Origin of the sequence: Telluria antibiotica, assembly GCF_011682055.1 — a bacterium.
Taxonomy (GTDB): domain Bacteria; phylum Pseudomonadota; class Gammaproteobacteria; order Burkholderiales; family Burkholderiaceae_D; genus Telluria; species Telluria antibiotica.
On sequence record NZ_JAAQOM010000005.1, the window covers coordinates 37,959 to 53,302 of the forward strand.

The 15,344-nt window shown below is 69.4% G+C and carries 16 protein-coding genes; 10 read left to right on the forward strand and 6 right to left on the reverse strand.

What is annotated here, in order from left to right:
* Window positions 1-51: 51 nt before the first annotated feature.
* The 7 genes from HAV22_RS09575 (at window position 52) to HAV22_RS09605 (ending at window position 7,494) form a co-directional block, all read left to right on the forward strand.
* On the forward strand, window positions 52-492 hold the full coding sequence (locus HAV22_RS09575; protein ID WP_166858876.1) for a MarR family winged helix-turn-helix transcriptional regulator: 441 nt from the start codon (window positions 52-54) through the stop codon (window positions 490-492).
* Window positions 489-2,222 carry an MFS transporter gene (locus HAV22_RS09580; protein ID WP_166858877.1) on the forward strand — a complete coding sequence of 578 codons (1,734 nt, stop codon included), beginning with the start codon at window positions 489-491 and terminating at the stop codon, window positions 2,220-2,222. The genes HAV22_RS09575 and HAV22_RS09580 overlap by 4 nt, the downstream gene beginning before the upstream one ends.
* Before the next feature lie 15 nt (window positions 2,223-2,237).
* Window positions 2,238-3,566 carry an HlyD family secretion protein gene (locus HAV22_RS09585; RefSeq protein ID WP_166858878.1) on the forward strand — a complete coding sequence of 443 codons (1,329 nt, stop codon included), beginning with the start codon at window positions 2,238-2,240 and terminating at the stop codon, window positions 3,564-3,566.
* Window positions 3,563-4,951: an efflux transporter outer membrane subunit gene (locus tag HAV22_RS09590; RefSeq protein ID WP_166858879.1), complete on the forward strand. Its 1,389-nt coding sequence runs from the start codon at window positions 3,563-3,565 to the stop codon at window positions 4,949-4,951. The genes HAV22_RS09585 and HAV22_RS09590 overlap by 4 nt, the downstream gene beginning before the upstream one ends.
* 28 nt (window positions 4,952-4,979) lie before the next feature.
* Window positions 4,980-5,594 carry an NADPH-dependent FMN reductase gene (locus tag HAV22_RS09595; protein ID WP_166858880.1) on the forward strand — a complete coding sequence of 205 codons (615 nt, stop codon included), beginning with the start codon at window positions 4,980-4,982 and terminating at the stop codon, window positions 5,592-5,594.
* A gap of 28 nt (window positions 5,595-5,622) precedes the next feature.
* Complete coding sequence (locus HAV22_RS09600; RefSeq protein WP_166858881.1) at window positions 5,623-6,246, forward strand: tRNA-uridine aminocarboxypropyltransferase; 624 nt, start codon at window positions 5,623-5,625, stop codon at window positions 6,244-6,246.
* A 93-nt stretch (window positions 6,247-6,339) separates the two neighbouring features.
* Window positions 6,340-7,494, forward strand: coding sequence for a PA0069 family radical SAM protein (locus tag HAV22_RS09605; RefSeq protein WP_166858882.1), 1,155 nt, complete (start codon window positions 6,340-6,342; stop codon window positions 7,492-7,494).
* Here HAV22_RS09605 and HAV22_RS09610 read toward each other — a convergent pair.
* Window positions 7,491-8,045, reverse strand: coding sequence for a GNAT family N-acetyltransferase (locus tag HAV22_RS09610; RefSeq protein WP_166858883.1), 555 nt, complete (start codon window positions 8,043-8,045; stop codon window positions 7,491-7,493). The genes HAV22_RS09605 and HAV22_RS09610 overlap by 4 nt on opposite strands.
* A gap of 107 nt (window positions 8,046-8,152) precedes the next feature.
* Here HAV22_RS09610 and HAV22_RS09615 point away from each other — a divergent pair, with 107 nt between their 5' ends.
* Window positions 8,153-8,680: an AAA family ATPase gene (locus HAV22_RS09615; protein WP_371869590.1), complete on the forward strand. Its 528-nt coding sequence runs from the start codon at window positions 8,153-8,155 to the stop codon at window positions 8,678-8,680.
* A 25-nt stretch (window positions 8,681-8,705) separates the two neighbouring features.
* Here the strand turns inward: HAV22_RS09615 and HAV22_RS09620 are convergent, their stop codons facing one another.
* A complete protein-coding gene (locus HAV22_RS09620; protein ID WP_166858885.1) occupies window positions 8,706-10,040 on the reverse strand; it encodes a deoxyguanosinetriphosphate triphosphohydrolase in 1,335 nt (444 codons plus the stop codon).
* A gap of 113 nt (window positions 10,041-10,153) precedes the next feature.
* Between HAV22_RS09620 and HAV22_RS09625 the strand changes: the two genes are divergently transcribed.
* On the forward strand, window positions 10,154-10,864 hold the full coding sequence (locus tag HAV22_RS09625) for a PadR family transcriptional regulator (protein WP_166858886.1): 711 nt from the start codon (window positions 10,154-10,156) through the stop codon (window positions 10,862-10,864).
* 3 nt (window positions 10,865-10,867) lie between these two features.
* Here HAV22_RS09625 and HAV22_RS09630 read toward each other — a convergent pair whose 3' ends face one another.
* On the reverse strand, window positions 10,868-12,088 hold the full coding sequence (locus HAV22_RS09630) for an acyltransferase family protein (RefSeq protein WP_166858887.1): 1,221 nt from the start codon (window positions 12,086-12,088) through the stop codon (window positions 10,868-10,870).
* Between the two features lie 206 nt (window positions 12,089-12,294).
* Here HAV22_RS09630 and HAV22_RS09640 point away from each other — a divergent pair, with 206 nt between their 5' ends.
* Window positions 12,295-12,864, forward strand: coding sequence for an RNA 2'-phosphotransferase (locus tag HAV22_RS09640; protein ID WP_166858888.1), 570 nt, complete (start codon window positions 12,295-12,297; stop codon window positions 12,862-12,864).
* A gap of 72 nt (window positions 12,865-12,936) precedes the next feature.
* On the opposite strand, the gene HAV22_RS09645 is transcribed toward HAV22_RS09640, so the two are convergent.
* The 3 genes from HAV22_RS09645 to HAV22_RS31145 form a co-directional block, all read right to left on the reverse strand.
* Window positions 12,937-13,479 (reverse strand): ankyrin repeat domain-containing protein, encoded by a 543-nt coding sequence (locus HAV22_RS09645; protein WP_166858889.1) that lies wholly within the window; start codon window positions 13,477-13,479, stop codon window positions 12,937-12,939.
* Between the two features lie 81 nt (window positions 13,480-13,560).
* On the reverse strand, window positions 13,561-14,133 hold the full coding sequence (locus tag HAV22_RS09650; protein WP_166859123.1) for a gamma-glutamylcyclotransferase: 573 nt from the start codon (window positions 14,131-14,133) through the stop codon (window positions 13,561-13,563).
* Window positions 14,134-14,230: 97 nt separating this feature from the next.
* Complete coding sequence (locus HAV22_RS31145; RefSeq protein ID WP_229421166.1) at window positions 14,231-15,322, reverse strand: LysR family transcriptional regulator; 1,092 nt, start codon at window positions 15,320-15,322, stop codon at window positions 14,231-14,233.
* Window positions 15,323-15,344 lie beyond the last annotated feature (22 nt).

Genomic DNA, 15,344 nt, shown 5'->3' on the forward strand with positions numbered 1-15,344 from the left:
CGGGCAGATAATCTGCATGACCAACGATTGGGACGCCCATGTTTCCTTGACATGAACAACGCCGACGACCCCGACGACCGTTTTCTGCACGCGTTGCAAGGCGCCGCGCGTGCATGGCGCCTCGCGCTCGAACGTCACCTGAAGGCGCACGGGTTGACGACGGCCGCCTGGAACGCGCTGGCGGCCGTGGCGGACAGCGCCGAGCCGCCATCGCAGCGTGAACTCGCGCGCCGGCTGGGCGTCGACGGCGCGACGCTCGTCACGACGCTCGACCGTCTCGTCGCCGCCGGCCTCGTGCGGCGCGATGCGGCACCGGGCGACCGCCGCGTCAAGCGCATCGGCCTGACGCCGGCGGGCACGTCGGCCACGGCGCAGGTGCGCGCGGAAGCGGCCGCGCTGCGCTCGCGCACCGTCGCGCGGCTGGATGGCGCTGCGACGGCCGCCGCCGCCGGCCTGCTGGAAGATCTGCAACGGCTGCTGGAGGGCGCATGAGCGACGACTACGCGCCCCGCCAGTGGCATCCGGACGAGCGGCCCACCTTGCCGGGCAGCCCGTCGTTCCCGAAGCATTCGACGCCGCGCCGCATCGCCTACTTCCTCGTCGGCGTGCTCGTCACGTTGACGGGCGGCCTGGGCAACGCGCTCGTCACCGTCAACCTCGTCAACCTGCAAGGCACGCTGGGCGTGTTCGCGGCCGAAGTGAACTGGCTGCCGACGGCGTACGTGATGACGAACGTGTCGATGAACCTGCTGCTCGTGAAGTTCCGCCAGCAGTTCGGCCTGCGGGCGTTCACCGAGTTCTTCCTCGTGTTGTACGCGCTCGTCACGTTCGGCCACCTGTTCGTCAACGACCTCGGCTCCGCGATCGCCGTGCGCGCGGCCCATGGCATGGTCGGCGCGGCGCTCTCCACTTTGGGCCTGTACTACACGCTGCAGGCGTTCACGAAAGTATGGCGGCCGCGCGGGATCGTGATCTCGACGGGCATCGCGCAGCTGGCGCAGCCGATCGCCTACATCTTTTCACGCAGCCTCCTGCAGGTCGCGGAATGGCGCGGACTGTACTTGTTCGAGCTGGGGCTGACGCTCGTCACGCTCGCCGCCGTGCTGTGGCTGAAGCTGCCGCCGGGCGACCGCTTCCGCGCGTTCCGCCCTGCGGACTTCCTCACGTTTTCCCTGTTCGCGCCCGGCATGGCGCTGCTGTGCGCGGCGCTGACGTTCGGCCGCGTGCTGTGGTGGACGGAAAACCCGTGGGTCGGCATCGCGCTCGCGGTGTCCCTCGTGCTGTTGCTGGCCGCGATCTGCGTCGAGCACAACCGCGACAACCCGCTGCTGAACATCCGCTGGCTGACGAACGGGATGATCGTCCGGCTCGCGCTCGCGCTGATGCTCGTGCGCGTCGTGCTGTCGGAGCAGAGCGTGGGCGCCGTCGGCTTCCTGCGCCTCGTGGGCCTGAACAACGACGAGATGCAGACCTTGTTCGTCGTGATCCTGCTCGCGACCGTGCTCGGCATCGCCGTGTCCGTGCTGGTCATCCGCCCGCCGCACCTGATGGCGCCGCAGGTGGTGGCGCTGTTGATCATGGCGCTGGGCGCGTGGGTCGATTCGCACGCGTCCAACGTCACGCGTCCCGCGCAGCTGTACGTGAGCCAGGGCATGCTGGCGTTCGGCGGCGTGATGTTCCTCGGCCCGTTGCTGCTCACGATGATGGGGTCCGTGATCTCGAACCCCGCGAACCTGATCAGCTTTTCCGTGCTGTTCGGCCTCACGCAAAACCTCGGCGGCCTGATCGGCTCGTCGCTGCTGGGCACGTTCCAGGTGATGCGCGAAAAATATCATTCGTCCGTGCTGGCCGAGCAACTGAGTTCGCTCGACCCGCTCGTCGCCGCGCGCATCCAGCAGGGCGGGGCGGCGTATGCGCGGCTGCTCGCCGACCCGTCGCTGCGCACGCGCCAGGGCATCTCCGTGCTGACACAGACGGCGGCGCGCGAAGCCAACATCCTCGCGTACAACGACGTGTTCCTGCTGATCGCGATCCTGGCCACGTTGCTGGCCGCGTGGATCTTTGGCCGCGCGCTGTGGCTGACCTACGTCGCGCCCCCGCCACCGCAACCTCCCGCGCCGCCGGCGCCGCCCGATCCGACCGATTCGCCGCTCGCCGTGCCGTCCGGCGACCGCCGTCTGGCGCCGCGTCCGCCCGAGCCGACACCGGCCGTCCCAACCTGATGCGAGCTTTCCACCATGCCCGAAACGACAACGACGACTACCACGACGACCACGGCGACGACGCAGCAGAAGTCGAACCGCAACGTCATCGCCAGCGGTCTGCTGTTCGCGCTCGTCGCGCTGATCGGCGTGCTGATCGTGCTGTACGCGTGGAACCTGCCGCCGTTCCACAGCGCGCTGCAGACGACGGAGAACGCGCTCGTGCGGGGCCAGGTGACGATCATCAGCCCGCAGCTGTCCGGCTACGTCGTCGAGGTCGACGTGCAGGATTACCAGCAGGTGCGCCAGGGCCAGCTCCTGATGCGCATCGACGACCGCATCTACCGGCAGCGGCTGGAGCAGGCGCAGGCCCAGCTGGCGGCGCAGCGGGCGGCGCTCGCCAACTTCACGCAGACGAGGAACACGGCCAGCGCCACCATCGCGCAGAACCAGGCCGCCGTCGCCAACGCGGCCGCGCAGGCGCAGCGCGCGAACGCCGACCTGCGCCGCGTGGAGGAGCTGGCGGCCGACGGCTCGCTGTCCGCGCGCGAACGCGACGCCGCCCGCGCCACGCGTGCGCAGACCGTGGCCGCAGCCGAGCAGGCGCGCGCCGCGCTGGAGATCGCGCGCCAGAACTTGCGCACGGTGGACGTCAACCACGCATCGCTGGAAGCGGCCGTCGCGAACGCGGAGGCGGCCGTCCGGCTGGCCGAGATCGACCTCGCCAACACGCGGATCGTCGCGCCGCGCGACGGCCAGCTGGGGCAGGTGAGCGTACGCCTCGGCGCGTTCGTCAACGCGGGCGCGCAGCTGACGGCCCTCGTGCCGCCGACGATGTGGGTCGTCGCCAACATGAAGGAGACGCAGATGGCGGACGTCCGCCTGGGCCAGCCCGTCACGTTCACCGTCGACGCGCTGAACCACGCGAAGCTGCGCGGCCACGTCGAGCAGATCGCGCCGGCCACGGGCTCGGAATTCTCCGTGATCGTGCCGGACAACGCGACGGGCAACTTCGTCAAGATCGCGCAACGCATCCCCGTGCGCGTCAGCATCGACCCGGACCAGGCGCTGGCGGCGCGGCTGCGGCCGGGGATGTCGGTGGTGGCCAGCATCGACACGAAGGCGGCGGCCGAGCCAGGTCGGGCCCAGCCTTTGGCGCCGGGGGCCTCGCATGCGAACGCGCCGGCCACGGCGCCAGCTGATGCTCGTAGGGTGGGCACCCCCGTGCCCACCGCAGCGCCGGCTGATGTGGCACCACTTGCGGAACCTCGGGTGCCGGCTGGAGCGCGTAGGGTGGGCACCCCCGTGCCCACGCGGACGCCGGATCAGCCGCAGCCCCAACCTGCGCCGGTACAAGCCCAATGAAGCGCCGCCTCCTGCTCACCGCCTGCGCCGCGCTGCTCGCCGGCTGCCGCCTCCCGGTGCAGCCGCCGCCGCAACCGACGCTCGTCGTGCCGCCCGCGTGGCGCGCGCAGGTCGGCCCCGGCGCACCCGTGGAACGCGACTGGTGGCATGCGTTCGCCGACCCGGCGCTGGACCGGCTCGTCGCGCAGGCGCTCGCGCGCAACAACGACGTGCGCACGGCGCAGGCGCGGCTCGCGGAATACCGGGCCCGCATCCAGGTCGCGCGGTCCGCGCAGGAGCCGAGCCTGTCGGTGGGCTTGTCGCCCGCGCGCGCGCGCGCGATCGGCCCGTTCGGAACGCCGATCGATTCCACCGTCATGCAGGGCAGCTTCCAGGCCGCGTACGAACTGGATCCGTTCGGCCGCCTGGCCGGCGTCACGGACGCGGCGCGCTTCGATTACGCGGCGCAGCAGGCGGCGTTCGATGCGACGGCGCTGGCGGTGGCGGCGAACATGGCGTCCGGCTACCTGAACCTGCGCGGACTCGATGCCCAACTCGCCCTCGCGCGCGCGACCCTGGCGTCGCGCCAGCGCTCGCTGGAACTGGCGCGGCGCCAGTTCGAAGTCGGGTACAGCTCGCGCCTGGAATTGTCGCAGGCCGAGGCCGAATACCGCGCGACGGCCGCCGTCGTGCCGCAGCTGGAGCGCGCGATCACGCAGCAGGAAAATGCCCTCGCCATCCTCGCGGGCGCGAACCCCGGCCCCGTCGAACGGGGCACCGAACTCGCGCGGCTGGACGCGCCGGCAATCCAGCCCGGCCTGCCGTCGGAACTCTTGCGCAGGCGGCCGGACGTCGCCGCGGCGGAGCGGGCCGTCGCCGCCGCGGACGCGAGCCTCGCCGTCGCGCGCGACCAGATGCTGCCGTCGCTGCGGTTGACGGCATCACTGGGTGCGTACGCGCACGACCTGCCGACACTGCTGCACTCGCCGACGGCATTGTGGAGCGTGGGCGGCAGCATCCTCGCGCCGCTGTTCGACGGCGGCCGGCTGCGCGCCCAGGCCGAGATCAGCGCCTCGCTGCGCGACCGCGCCGTGTTCGCGTACGAGGCTGCCGTGCGCAACGCGTTCGCCGACACCGAGAACGCGTTGACGGCCGTGCAGCGCCTGCGCGAACAGCTGGACGAGGTGGAGGCGCGCCGTGTGGCCGCGGCGGAAGTGCTGCGCATCGCGCACAACCGCTACCGCAACGGCTATTCGTCGTACCTGGAAGAGCTGGACGCCCAGCGCAACGCCTTCAGCGCCGAGACGGCGGCGCTGCAACTGCGCGCCGCGTGGCTGCAGGCCCACGTCGACCTGTACCGCGCGCTGGGCGGCGGATGGGCGCCGGCGCCGGCCGCACGCGGCTAGAATCGACAACAACCATGGAGGAGGAACCATGATCAAGATCGGGATCATCGTCGGGAGCACCCGGCCCGGCCGCAAGGCGCCGGACGTGGCGCGCTGGGTGCTGGACATCGCGGGCATGCGCGCGGATGCCGTGTTCGAGCTGCTCGACATCCAGGACTTCAACCTGCCGCTGCTCGACGAGCCGGTACCGCCGGCGGCGGGCCAGTACACGCAGCCGCACACGAAGGCGTGGGCCGCCGCCATCGCCGGCTTCGACGGTTTCGTGTTCGTGACGCCCGAGTACAACCACGGCACGTCCGGCGCGCTGAAGAACGCCATCGACTACCTGTACAAGGAGTGGAACAACAAGGCCGCGGGCTTCGTCGGCTATGGCAGCGCCGGCGGCGCGCGCGCCATCGAGAGCCTGCGCCTCGTGATGGGCGAGCTGATGGTGGCGGACGTGCGCGCCCACGTGATGCTGTCGCTGCGCACGGACTTCGAGAATTACCAGACGTTCAACCCGGCCGAGCACCACGAGCAGGCCGTCGACACGATGCTCGACCAGGTGGTGGCGTGGAGCCGCGCACTGAAGACCTTGCGCCCGGACGCGCCCGTCACGTCGGCCGATGCGCCGCAGGCCGGCCAGCGCATGGGCAGCCAGTGAACGCGCGGCGGCGCTACAATCGCCGCCCATGACCGTTCCATCCACCACCACCCGGCGCGCCACCTGCGCCGCCTGCCTGCGCGCGCAGAGCGCCTGCATCTGCCACTGGGTGCGGCCGCTGTCGAGCCGCGTCGACTTGGTGATCCTGCAACATCCGCTCGAGGTGCGCAACGCCAAGAACAGCGCGCGCCTGCTGCACCTGTGCGTCACCGGCAGCCGGCTCGAGGTCGGCGAGGCGTTCGAGCCTGCCGCGCTGCATCACTTGTTGTACGCCGGCGGACGCGTGCCGCTGCTGCTGTATCCCGAGACGCCGGGCGATGCACCGGCCCCCGTCCCCGATCCATCGTTGCTGGCGCAGCCGGAGGGGCTGCGGCTCGTCGTGCTGGACGCCACCTGGCGCAAGAGCCGCAAGATGCTGCACCTGAATGCCGGCCTGCAACGACTGCCGCGCCTCGCGCTGCACGACATGCCCGCGTCGGCTTATCGGATTCGCAAGGCGCATGCACCGCACCAGCTGTCGAGCCTGGAAGCGGCCGCGCTCGCGCTGGCCCAGCTGGAAGGCGATCCCGACGCATACCGGCCTCTGCTGCAGGCGTTTGACGGTTTTGTGCAACAACAAGCTGCTCTTTTTTCGCGCTTGAACCCATCGTGACATCGGCGTACTATACTGTATAAACATACAGTACTTAAGGAGCGCCGTGTGAACCGGGTAAAAGCAAACGCAAGTCGGGCGGTCAGCCAGGTTATGTTGCCGTTCCCGCAAAAGTCCGCCGAGGTCGTGCCGATCAACGGTCCGATCAAAGGTCGTGGTGCCGTCACCAATATGCAAGGCCGCTACGAAGTCAACGGCCGCGAACGGTTCGACGACGGCTGGACCGTGCCGGGAGCGAAGGACGAGGCAGCGGCGCCCCTGAAGACGATCGTCACGGACGAGATCGCGAAAACCATCCTCAGCCGCAATACGTCGCCGGACATCCCGTTCAGCGTCTCGCTGAACCCGTACCGCGGCTGCGAACACGGCTGCATCTACTGCTTCGCGCGGCCCACGCACGCCTACTTGGGCTTGTCGCCGGGGCTGGACTTCGAAAGCCGTTTGTTCGCCAAGGTGAACGCGGCCGACCTGCTGCGGCGCGAGCTGGCGCGGCCCGGTTACGTCCCGGAAAACGTCGCGATCGGCGTCAACACGGACGCCTATCAACCGTGCGAACGCGAGCGCCGCCTCACGCGCGACGTGCTGGAAGTGCTGGGCGAGTGCAACCACCCGTACGGCCTCATCACGAAGTCGGCGCTGATCGAGCGCGACATCGACCTGATCGCGCCGATGGCCGAGAAGGGCCTCGCGTGCGCCGCCATCACGTTGACCACGCTGGACGGCGAAATCTCGCGCACGCTCGAGCCTCGCGCGGCAGCGCCCGCGCGCCGCCTGCGCGCGATCCGCACGCTGACGGAGGCCGGCATCCCCGTCAGCGTGAGCGTGGCGCCCATCATCCCGTTCGTCACGGAGCCGGAAATCGAACGCATCCTGGAAGCGGCGAAGGACGCCGGCGCCGTCGGCGCCCACTACACGGTGCTGCGCATGCCATGGGAAGTGAACCCCCTGTTCCAGCAATGGTTGCACGCACACTTCCCCGACCGCGCCCAGCGCGTGATGAACCGCATCCGTGACATGCGCGGCGGCAAGGACTACGACAGCGAGTTCAGCAAGCGCATGACGGGCGAGGGCATCTGGGCCGACCTGATCCGCCAGCGCTTCACGAAGGCTGTCAAACGCCTGGGCCTGGGCGGCCGCATGAGCCGCTTCAACACGTGCGACCCGTCGCAATTCCGCCGCCCGCTCGTGGTGCCGAAATCCATCGTCAAGCCGGAGAGCAGCAAGGCGGCGCAGATGGATCTGTTTTAAACGTCCGCCGTCGTATCCGGCGGCACCAGCGACAGCACGTGTGCGGCAATGGGGCGTCCGTGCAGGTTGAGACGGTTGCGCGCGAGGCATTCGTGGACGGCCCCTGCCGTGCGGGCGACGCCGAGACTGGGCAGGTTGCCGTCCGCGACGACGATCTCGACCCGTGACTGGCCGAGGCGCTCGAACGCAAAACGCGACAGCGCCCGGATGGCCGCCAGTGCCGCGCCCTGGCCCTGGGCCGACGTGCGTACCCAGTAGCCGAGGTTGCAAAAGCCGTGCAGGAGGTTGAACTGGTTCAGGCCGGCCGCGCCGACGTAGTGCCGGCCGTCCGCCCGGAAAATGCCGAACTCGTGCGCCGAGCCGCCGGCACGCGCGGCATCGCAGAACGCGATCCAGGCGAGCGCATCGGCGTCGTCGTAGCCGGCGTGGGCCCACGGCATCCACGGGCCGAGGCTTGCCATCGATTCGCGGACGGCGGCCGCCATCGCGGGCGCGTCGTCCGGGACGAGGGGCCGCAGCAGGAAGCCGTCGGTGTGGATGGGCTGTGTCATGTCGGCATGATAACCCGTCCATTGTGGGGAGGCGGGCTCTCGGCTACGATGGCGCTCTCTTTGCAACGGCGGATCGGCAGGCGGGTATGGTGGAGCAGGGCAGTTCAGTGGAACGCGTCGTCTTCGTGGGCGCGGAATCGACGGGCAAGTCGACGTTGTCCGAGTATCTGGCGCGCGCCTACGACACGGTGGCGGTGCCCGAGATCGGCCGCTTCATCTGGGAAGAAAAAGAGGGCCGGCTGGGGCCGGACGATTACGTCGAGATCGCCATCAGGCACCGCGCCGCCGAGGACGAAGCGATGGCGCAGGCGCGCCGCTGGCTGTTCGTCGACACGAATGCGCTGACGACGCTGCTGCTGGGCATCGAGTTCCGCCAGGTCGGCGAATCGCCCCCGGCCGACCTGCTGCGCTGCGCGGACGAGTGCCGGGCCCGCTACGCGCATACGTTCGTCTGCGCCGACGACATCCCGTACGAGGAACAGGACGTGCGCGAAAACGAGGTGTGGCGCGGCCGCATCCAGCAACTGGTGCTGAAGGACCTCGACGCGCGCCGCATCCCGTACACGGTCGTGCAGGGCAGCGTGGAAGAACGGGCGCGCCAGGTGCGGCGCGTGCTCGACGCAGCGGCCGCTTGACCGCCGCAGACATCCGCTTCCGGTCCTAGACGATCGTGCCCGGCAACTCCATCCCGTGCAGACGCCGGAACAGTTTCAGCGCGAAGCTGTCCGTCATCCCGGCAATGTAGTCGGTCGTGCCGAGCAGGCGCGCGTACGGCGTCGCCCCGCGGCTGAATTGCTGCGGGATGATCTGCGCGATCTTCCGGTCGGCTGCCGAGCGCTCCGCTTCCCCTTTCACGAGGGCGGGGACGATCTTGCCGAGCAGGCCGCCGAGGATCTCGAAGCCGGCCGCCTCGATCTGCAGCACGGACGGCGTGGCGTAGATGCGTTCCCGCGACAGCCTCGCGATGGCCTTCAACTCCGGCGCGAAGCGCGACGCGCCGGCGAGGTCTCGCTCGAAGCGGCCGTCCATGATGGCGTCGTAGTGGTCGCGGAACACGTCGAGTGCGCCACCGATGAGGTGGCCGATGGCGCGGGCACGCAGATACTCCACGCGGCCCGTGTCGTCGGGCAGTTGCCGGTACGATTGGCTCTCGGCCGCGCCGCCGGGGAAGGCGATGGGCCACAGCAGGGTGCGCGCTTCGTCGAACGAGACCCGTCCCAGCCGATGGCCGTCTTCCAGGTCGACGATGCCGTAGCAGATGTCGTCCGCCGCTTCCATCACGAATGCGAGCGGATGGCGCGTCCAGGCGCCGGGCCCTTTGCGCACGAGGCCCACCTGGGTCGCCACGCGCTCGGCCGCCGCCGCGTCGTCCGCGAAATAGCCGAATTTCCGTTCGCTGATCCTGTCCTTCGTCGCCGGCAGGTCGGATGGGCGCGGGTATTTCATGAAGGCGGCCAGTACGGCACAGGTCAGCTGGAAGCCGCCATGGTCGACGGCGTTCTGCAGCCGCGTGACGAGCCGGAAGCCTTGCGCATTGCCTTCGAAGCGCAGGAAATCCTGCCGCTCGCGTTCCGTCAGGCCCTCGAGCCAGCGGTCCGCGTGCTCGGCGAACCACGACTGGATCGCGGCTTCGCCGGAATGGCCGAACGGCGGGTTGCCGATGTCGTGGGCGAGGCAGGCGGCAGCCACGATACTGCCGAAGTCCTGCGGCGCCATCGACAGCGTGGGTTCACGCTCCTTGATGAATTCGCCGCACAGCATGCCCAGCGAGCGTCCCACCGACGACACCTCGATGCTGTGCGTGAGGCGCGTGCGCACGTAATCGCTGTCCGACAGCGGGAATACCTGGGTCTTGTCCTGCAGGCGCCGGAACGCGCTCGAATACACGAGCCGGTCCCAGTCGCGCATGTATTCCGTGCGGCTGCCGCCGTCGCCCCGGTCATCCTCGCGTCCGAGGCGCACCGTCGATACCAGCCGTTCCCATTCCATCGACATGTTTTCTCCTGAGTGTCCGGTGGCTCAGTGTAGCGTCAGCATGCGCATCATGGTTGACATGATTGACGTCGAAGTATATCTTACGATGTATCTTACGATATAAGGAAGCGATCATGCCGCACCATCATCATCCCCATCCTCCCCACCACCATCATCATCGCCATCATCACGACCACGAACACGCGCACGACCATGAGCACGAGCACGAAGATGCGGGGTTCGCGCCGCATCACCGGCATGGTCCCGGAGGCCCTGGCGGCCACCATGGCCGCGGCGGCCGTCCGGGTGGCTTCGGTTTTTCCGACGACGGCCGCCTGCCGCGCGGACGCAAGCTGTCGTCGGACGACCTGCAATTGCTGCTGCTGGCCCTGATCGGCGAACAGCCCAGCCATGGCTATGAGCTGATCCGGGCACTGGAAACAAGGTCGGGTGGTTTCTACGTGCCGAGTCCCGGCATGATGTATCCCGCGCTCGCTGCCATGGAAGACCTGGGCTGGGTGACCATCCAGCTCGAAGGCACCCGTAAGCGCTACGCACTGTCCGACGATGGCCGTGCCCACCTGGACGCGAACCGCGAACACGTCGACATGCTGCTCGCCCGGTTGGAGGAAGCCGCGCGCAAGATGGAATTGATGCGCAGCGCGCTCGCAGAAGGCGAGGAGGGCGGCCACGGCCCCGGGAGCCCGGAACTCGCGGAGGCGCGCCACGCGCTCAAGCGCGCCCTGGCCGCGCGCGCGGGTGCGTCCGCCGACGAGCAGGCGCGTGTCGCCGCGATCCTGGCGCGTGCGGCGGCCGAGATCGAGCAGGGTGGCCCCGGACGTTGACGCTCAGCGGGCGAGCGGTGCCTCGTCCTCGTGCGTCTCGGGCAGAGGCTGCGCCACGGCGGAACGCAACCGCGCGCGCAGCCGCAGTCCGGGTCGCTCGACCGCCACGTACAGCAGCGTGGCCACGGCCAGCGACGCGCCGTTGAACAGGACGAACGCGGCGGCCGGCGCCTGCGCCGTGAGGTCGGCCGCCACGTCGCCGAGCCACGCATAGACCTGGCGATGTGTCAGGTAGAGGCTGAACGACAGCAGGGCCAGCGTTCGCGCTCCCGGTAGCGCCTGGCGCCCGAGCGGCGTGCGGGGACTCAGCGCGCCCACGAGCAGGCAGGCACAGCCGAGTGCCACGAGCGGGTACAGGAACACGGCCCCGCCGTGGCCGATCGGATCGATCCGCGTGGCCGCGACGAGCAGAGCCAGACCCGCGCCGAGCAACAGCCATCCGCGGGACAGCACGCGCGTCCACCAGGCCGGACGGAACGCGCGCAACGCGGCCAGCAGGACGCCGGCAAGGAGGCCGTCGAGCCGCGCCCACGTGGGGCTGTAGATCGAGCGGACGTAACCCGCGACCGCGCGCGCCGCATCCCCGCCCGGTGCGAGATGCGGGCCGACGGCATGGCGCCATTGCCAGTCGCGCAGCAGCATGCCCGTCCCGAACAGCAGCACGGCACCGGCGGCCATCGCGACGACGCCTGGCATCCGGCCGCGCCGCGCCAGCAGTCCGGCAACCAGCGGAAAGAGCAGGTAGAAATGCTCTTCGACGCACAGCGACCACGCATGCGAATACGCCCGCTGCGCGACGTGGTCGGGCAGGACGTTCATCGTGAACGTGAAAAATTGCCAGACCGGCGGCATCGCATCCCCCTCGCGCCACGCGGGCAGCACGACATACAGTCCAAGCACCGCCAGGTAGGCCGGCAGGATGCGCCACGCCCGGCCCACGACGAAGCCCACCCAGTCGGGCGTACGGCCGACCGCCAGATCCCGCAGCACCGGCCACGCGATCAGGTAGCCGCTCAGCACGAAAAAAAGGTCGACGCCCATCCACCCATGCTGTCCCGGACCGGGAACGTTCATGCCGTAACTGGACAGGTGGTACAACATGACGACGCCGATGGCGACGGCACGCAGCAGGTCGAGGCCGGGCGAGCGAGGCGGTGAGGACAGTCGCGAAGGCAGCGGCGAAGAAGACGTGGGCGATGGATTCGACGTGGGCGATGGATGCATGGCGCGCAAGTGTACTCGCGCGCCGGGCGTCAAAGCTCACCGATCATCACCGCGGTTCCGGAGCAGGCGTTGACGCAGGCGCAGACGCGGACTCGGACGCAGACGCAGACGCAGACGCAGACGCAGACGCGAACCCGGACGCAGACGCGTTGACGCGCTGGCGGTCGGGTTACGTCAGGCGTATGCTTGCGCCGACTCCCCGACCCATGACCATCATGTCCCGCGATGCCGTTGTCACTACCAGTAAATTGCTCAGCTACGTGCTGCGCCACCGCCCGGACAGCATCGGCCTGCAACTCGACGCCAACGGCTGGGCCGACGTGGACGAGCTCCTGCAACGCCTGGCCGAACACGGCAAGCCCGTCGCACGCGACCTGCTCGACCGCGTCGTAGCGGAGAACGACAAGCAGCGCTTCGCGTTCGATGCGCAGCGCGCCCGCATCCGCGCCAGCCAGGGCCACTCGATCGACGTCGAACTCGGCCTCGAACCGGTGCAGCCTCCGGACGTGCTGTACCACGGCACCGCGAGCCGCTTCGTCACCTCCGTCCTCGCGACGGGCCTGCGCGCCGGCAGCCGCCAGCACGTGCACCTGTCGGGCGACGTCGACACGGCCCGTCGGGTCGGTACCCGGCACGGCGTCCCCGTCATTCTCCGCGTGGACACGGCCCGCATGCGCGCGGACGGCGCCGTGTTCTACCGGTCGGACAACGGCGTGTGGCTGACCGGACCCGTCGCGCCGCGCTACCTGCGCGTGCTGGACGGCGCCGGAGACTAGTCCGCATTCCCGCATTCGCGTCGCTGCGAATCGCGGCCTGTCCCTCGGCACGAGCAATCGATCAACGGCCGATCATCGTTCGCTGGTTGCCGCCGCCAGCAGCTGCGCCGTGTCCGCCGCACCCATCCTGCGCGCCGCATCGACCACCGTATTGCCATCCGCGTCCGTGCGGAACGGATCGGCGCCGCGCGCCAGCAGCAGTCGGGCGATGTCGACGCGGTTGAACATGGCTGCGAACATCAGTGCCGTCTTGCCGTTCGGGCCCGCGTTGTCGACTGCCGCGCCGTGGTCCAGCAGCAGGGTCGCGATGGCCGTGTCGCCCTTGAACGCGGCGCCGGCGAGCGGGGTCTGGCCGGCGTCGTTCATGATTTCCGGATCGGCGCCGTGCTCCAGCAGCACGCGCGCGGCGTCCGCATGTCCGTGGTAGCAGGCCAGCATCAGCAGGCTGTCGCCCCGTTCGTTGCGGAGGTTGGGCGGCAGGCCCTGGTCCAGCAGGGTGCCGAGTTCGGCGGCCTCGCCGGCACGTGCAAAGTGGAAGACCTTGCGTACGAAGGCCAGCGTGTCTTCGTCGAGTTCGCTCGCCGATGGCGGACGGGGCGGTGCTTGCTGCTGCATGGTGACCTCCGGGTCAAGAACGCTCGACAGGATTAGAACACAGTGCGCCACCGCGCACGGTTGCGGCGCATTCGCGCCGGATCAAACGTGGCCCTGGAACTCGCGGAGGTGGCGCTCGATCTCAAACACATGCGGGTCGGGCTTGCCGAGTGCGCGCAGGGCCTTGGCCAGTTCCAGCAGGTATTCGCTGTTAGGTCCGCTGGGGCCACGCGCGGTGGCGATCTGTAGCGCAATGTCGCGCTCGGGCGCCGGGCCGAGGTAGGCCGCGTTCTCGTGCGTGGCGATGTAGACGAGGCCTTCGGTGCGCGTGCCGTCCTCGAAGCGGATGTCGGTCGCCAGGCGCAGGTAGCCGTTCTTTTCGCGGTAGTCGAGGTGGGCGAATTCCTCGGGCGTGACGAGGTAGGCCATGCCGTGGCAGGTCGCGCCGGCATCGGGCACCAGGGTCACGACGCGGCCCGGTGCCGTCTCCGTGCCGCGGTGGTCGTGCGAGCCTTGCCAGAAGCGCCGGGTCCAGCCCGTGATGCTGGCCGGGCGCCGCTCGAGATAGGGGAAGTCGGCCTTGAAGATGAGGGAACCGTAGCCGAACAGCCAGACGCTGGCGTGGTTGTCGAACTTGTCCATGCGCCGGTTGACCGCGATGGTGTTGTGGGACATCGATGAAGGGGGGGACATGTAGGAAAGCGCATTCTAGCGCGGCCGTTCCGCGGCGTCAGGCCCGGCCGGCATCAGCCGCACGTGGCCAGTAGTGGCCTCAGCGCGCGCGCGTCCGCAGCGCGCCCGCGGGGTTGTCTGCGGCGCCGATCCAGTCGAACAGGAACGTGCTGAATGCCGCGGCCGCCGGCGACAGCGAACGCTGTTCGCGCGTGTAGACGAAGAAGCGGCGCGTCAATACGGGCGCGTCGAGCGGCAGCATGCGCAGGCCGTGCAGGCGCACGAGCGGCGCCGCGTACGGCATGCAGACGGTGATGCCGAGACCGGACGCGACCATTGCCAGCGCGGTCGTCATATAGGTCACCTCGTGCGCCGGCCGCAGGGCGAGGTCGCGCACGTTGTCGGGCCTGTGGCCGTTCGTGCGGCCGGCCTGCGCGCCCGTTGCGCTCGATACGCCCGATGTGCCCACTACGCCTGATATGCCCGCTGCGCCCGCTGTGGCCGCTGCGCCCGCTGCCCCCGCTGCCCCCGCTGCGCGGCGGCGCGTCGCTTGCTCGCCTTCGCCGCCCATGTCGGCCAGCAGCCGTTCGGTGAACTGGCCACGCAGCGTGATCAGTGGATACGGGGCCAGGTCGCTCCAGCCGACGCGACGGCGCCTGGCGAGCGGGTGGTCCGGCGGGACGACGGCCTCGAACGGCATCTCCATCAATTCGCGAGCCTCAAGTTGCGGCGCGCTGTCGCGTTCCGGGCCGATGCCGAAATCCGTCTCGCCCGACAGGACGCGCGTCGTTACGGCCTCGACCGGCGAATCGGACAGGCTCACGCCGATGTCCGGGTAGCGCTCCCGCCATGCCGCGATCACTTGCGGCAGCAACGTGCAGGCCATCAACTGTGGCACGGCCACGCGCACGATGCCTTTTCTCAGTTGCGCCTGGTCCGCAATGTTCGCAAGCGCACGGTCGAGGTCGTCGATCATCTGGCTGAATAGGGGGTAGAGTTCGTTCCCCGTCTCGGTGAGTGCGATGCGCCGCGTGCTGCGGTCGACGACGCGCACGCCGAGCGTTTGTTCCAGTTCCTTGATCAGGCCTGACAAAGCCGATTGCGTAACGTGCATGTATTGCGCGGCGAGCGTAAAGTTACCTGTCTTCGCGAGGGCAACGAAGGCGCGCATCTGGCGCAGGGTAGGATTCATAAGAAAATCCGATAAATAGAGC

Excerpts from the sequence above, each read along its gene's own strand:
- HAV22_RS09575 (WP_166858876.1), top strand. The coding sequence starts at position 52 with ATGAACAACGCCGACGACCCCGACGACCGTTTTCTGCACGCGTTGCAA.
- HAV22_RS09580 (WP_166858877.1), top strand. The coding sequence starts at position 489 with ATGAGCGACGACTACGCGCCCCGCCAGTGGCATCCGGACGAGCGGCCC.
- HAV22_RS09585 (WP_166858878.1), top strand. The coding sequence starts at position 2,238 with ATGCCCGAAACGACAACGACGACTACCACGACGACCACGGCGACGACG.
- HAV22_RS09590 (WP_166858879.1), top strand. The coding sequence starts at position 3,563 with ATGAAGCGCCGCCTCCTGCTCACCGCCTGCGCCGCGCTGCTCGCCGGC.
- HAV22_RS09595 (WP_166858880.1), top strand. The coding sequence starts at position 4,980 with ATGATCAAGATCGGGATCATCGTCGGGAGCACCCGGCCCGGCCGCAAG.
- HAV22_RS09600 (WP_166858881.1), top strand. The coding sequence starts at position 5,623 with ATGACCGTTCCATCCACCACCACCCGGCGCGCCACCTGCGCCGCCTGC.
- HAV22_RS09605 (WP_166858882.1), top strand. The coding sequence starts at position 6,340 with ATGTTGCCGTTCCCGCAAAAGTCCGCCGAGGTCGTGCCGATCAACGGT.
- HAV22_RS09610 (WP_166858883.1), bottom strand. The coding sequence starts at position 8,045 with ATGACACAGCCCATCCACACCGACGGCTTCCTGCTGCGGCCCCTCGTC.
- HAV22_RS09620 (WP_166858885.1), bottom strand. The coding sequence starts at position 10,040 with ATGTCGATGGAATGGGAACGGCTGGTATCGACGGTGCGCCTCGGACGC.
- HAV22_RS09625 (WP_166858886.1), top strand. The coding sequence starts at position 10,154 with ATGCCGCACCATCATCATCCCCATCCTCCCCACCACCATCATCATCGC.
- HAV22_RS09630 (WP_166858887.1), bottom strand. The coding sequence starts at position 12,088 with ATGCATCCATCGCCCACGTCGAATCCATCGCCCACGTCTTCTTCGCCG.
- HAV22_RS09640 (WP_166858888.1), top strand. The coding sequence starts at position 12,295 with ATGACCATCATGTCCCGCGATGCCGTTGTCACTACCAGTAAATTGCTC.
- HAV22_RS09645 (WP_166858889.1), bottom strand. The coding sequence starts at position 13,479 with ATGCAGCAGCAAGCACCGCCCCGTCCGCCATCGGCGAGCGAACTCGAC.
- HAV22_RS09650 (WP_166859123.1), bottom strand. The coding sequence starts at position 14,133 with ATGTCCCACAACACCATCGCGGTCAACCGGCGCATGGACAAGTTCGAC.
- HAV22_RS31145 (WP_229421166.1), bottom strand. The coding sequence starts at position 15,322 with ATGAATCCTACCCTGCGCCAGATGCGCGCCTTCGTTGCCCTCGCGAAG.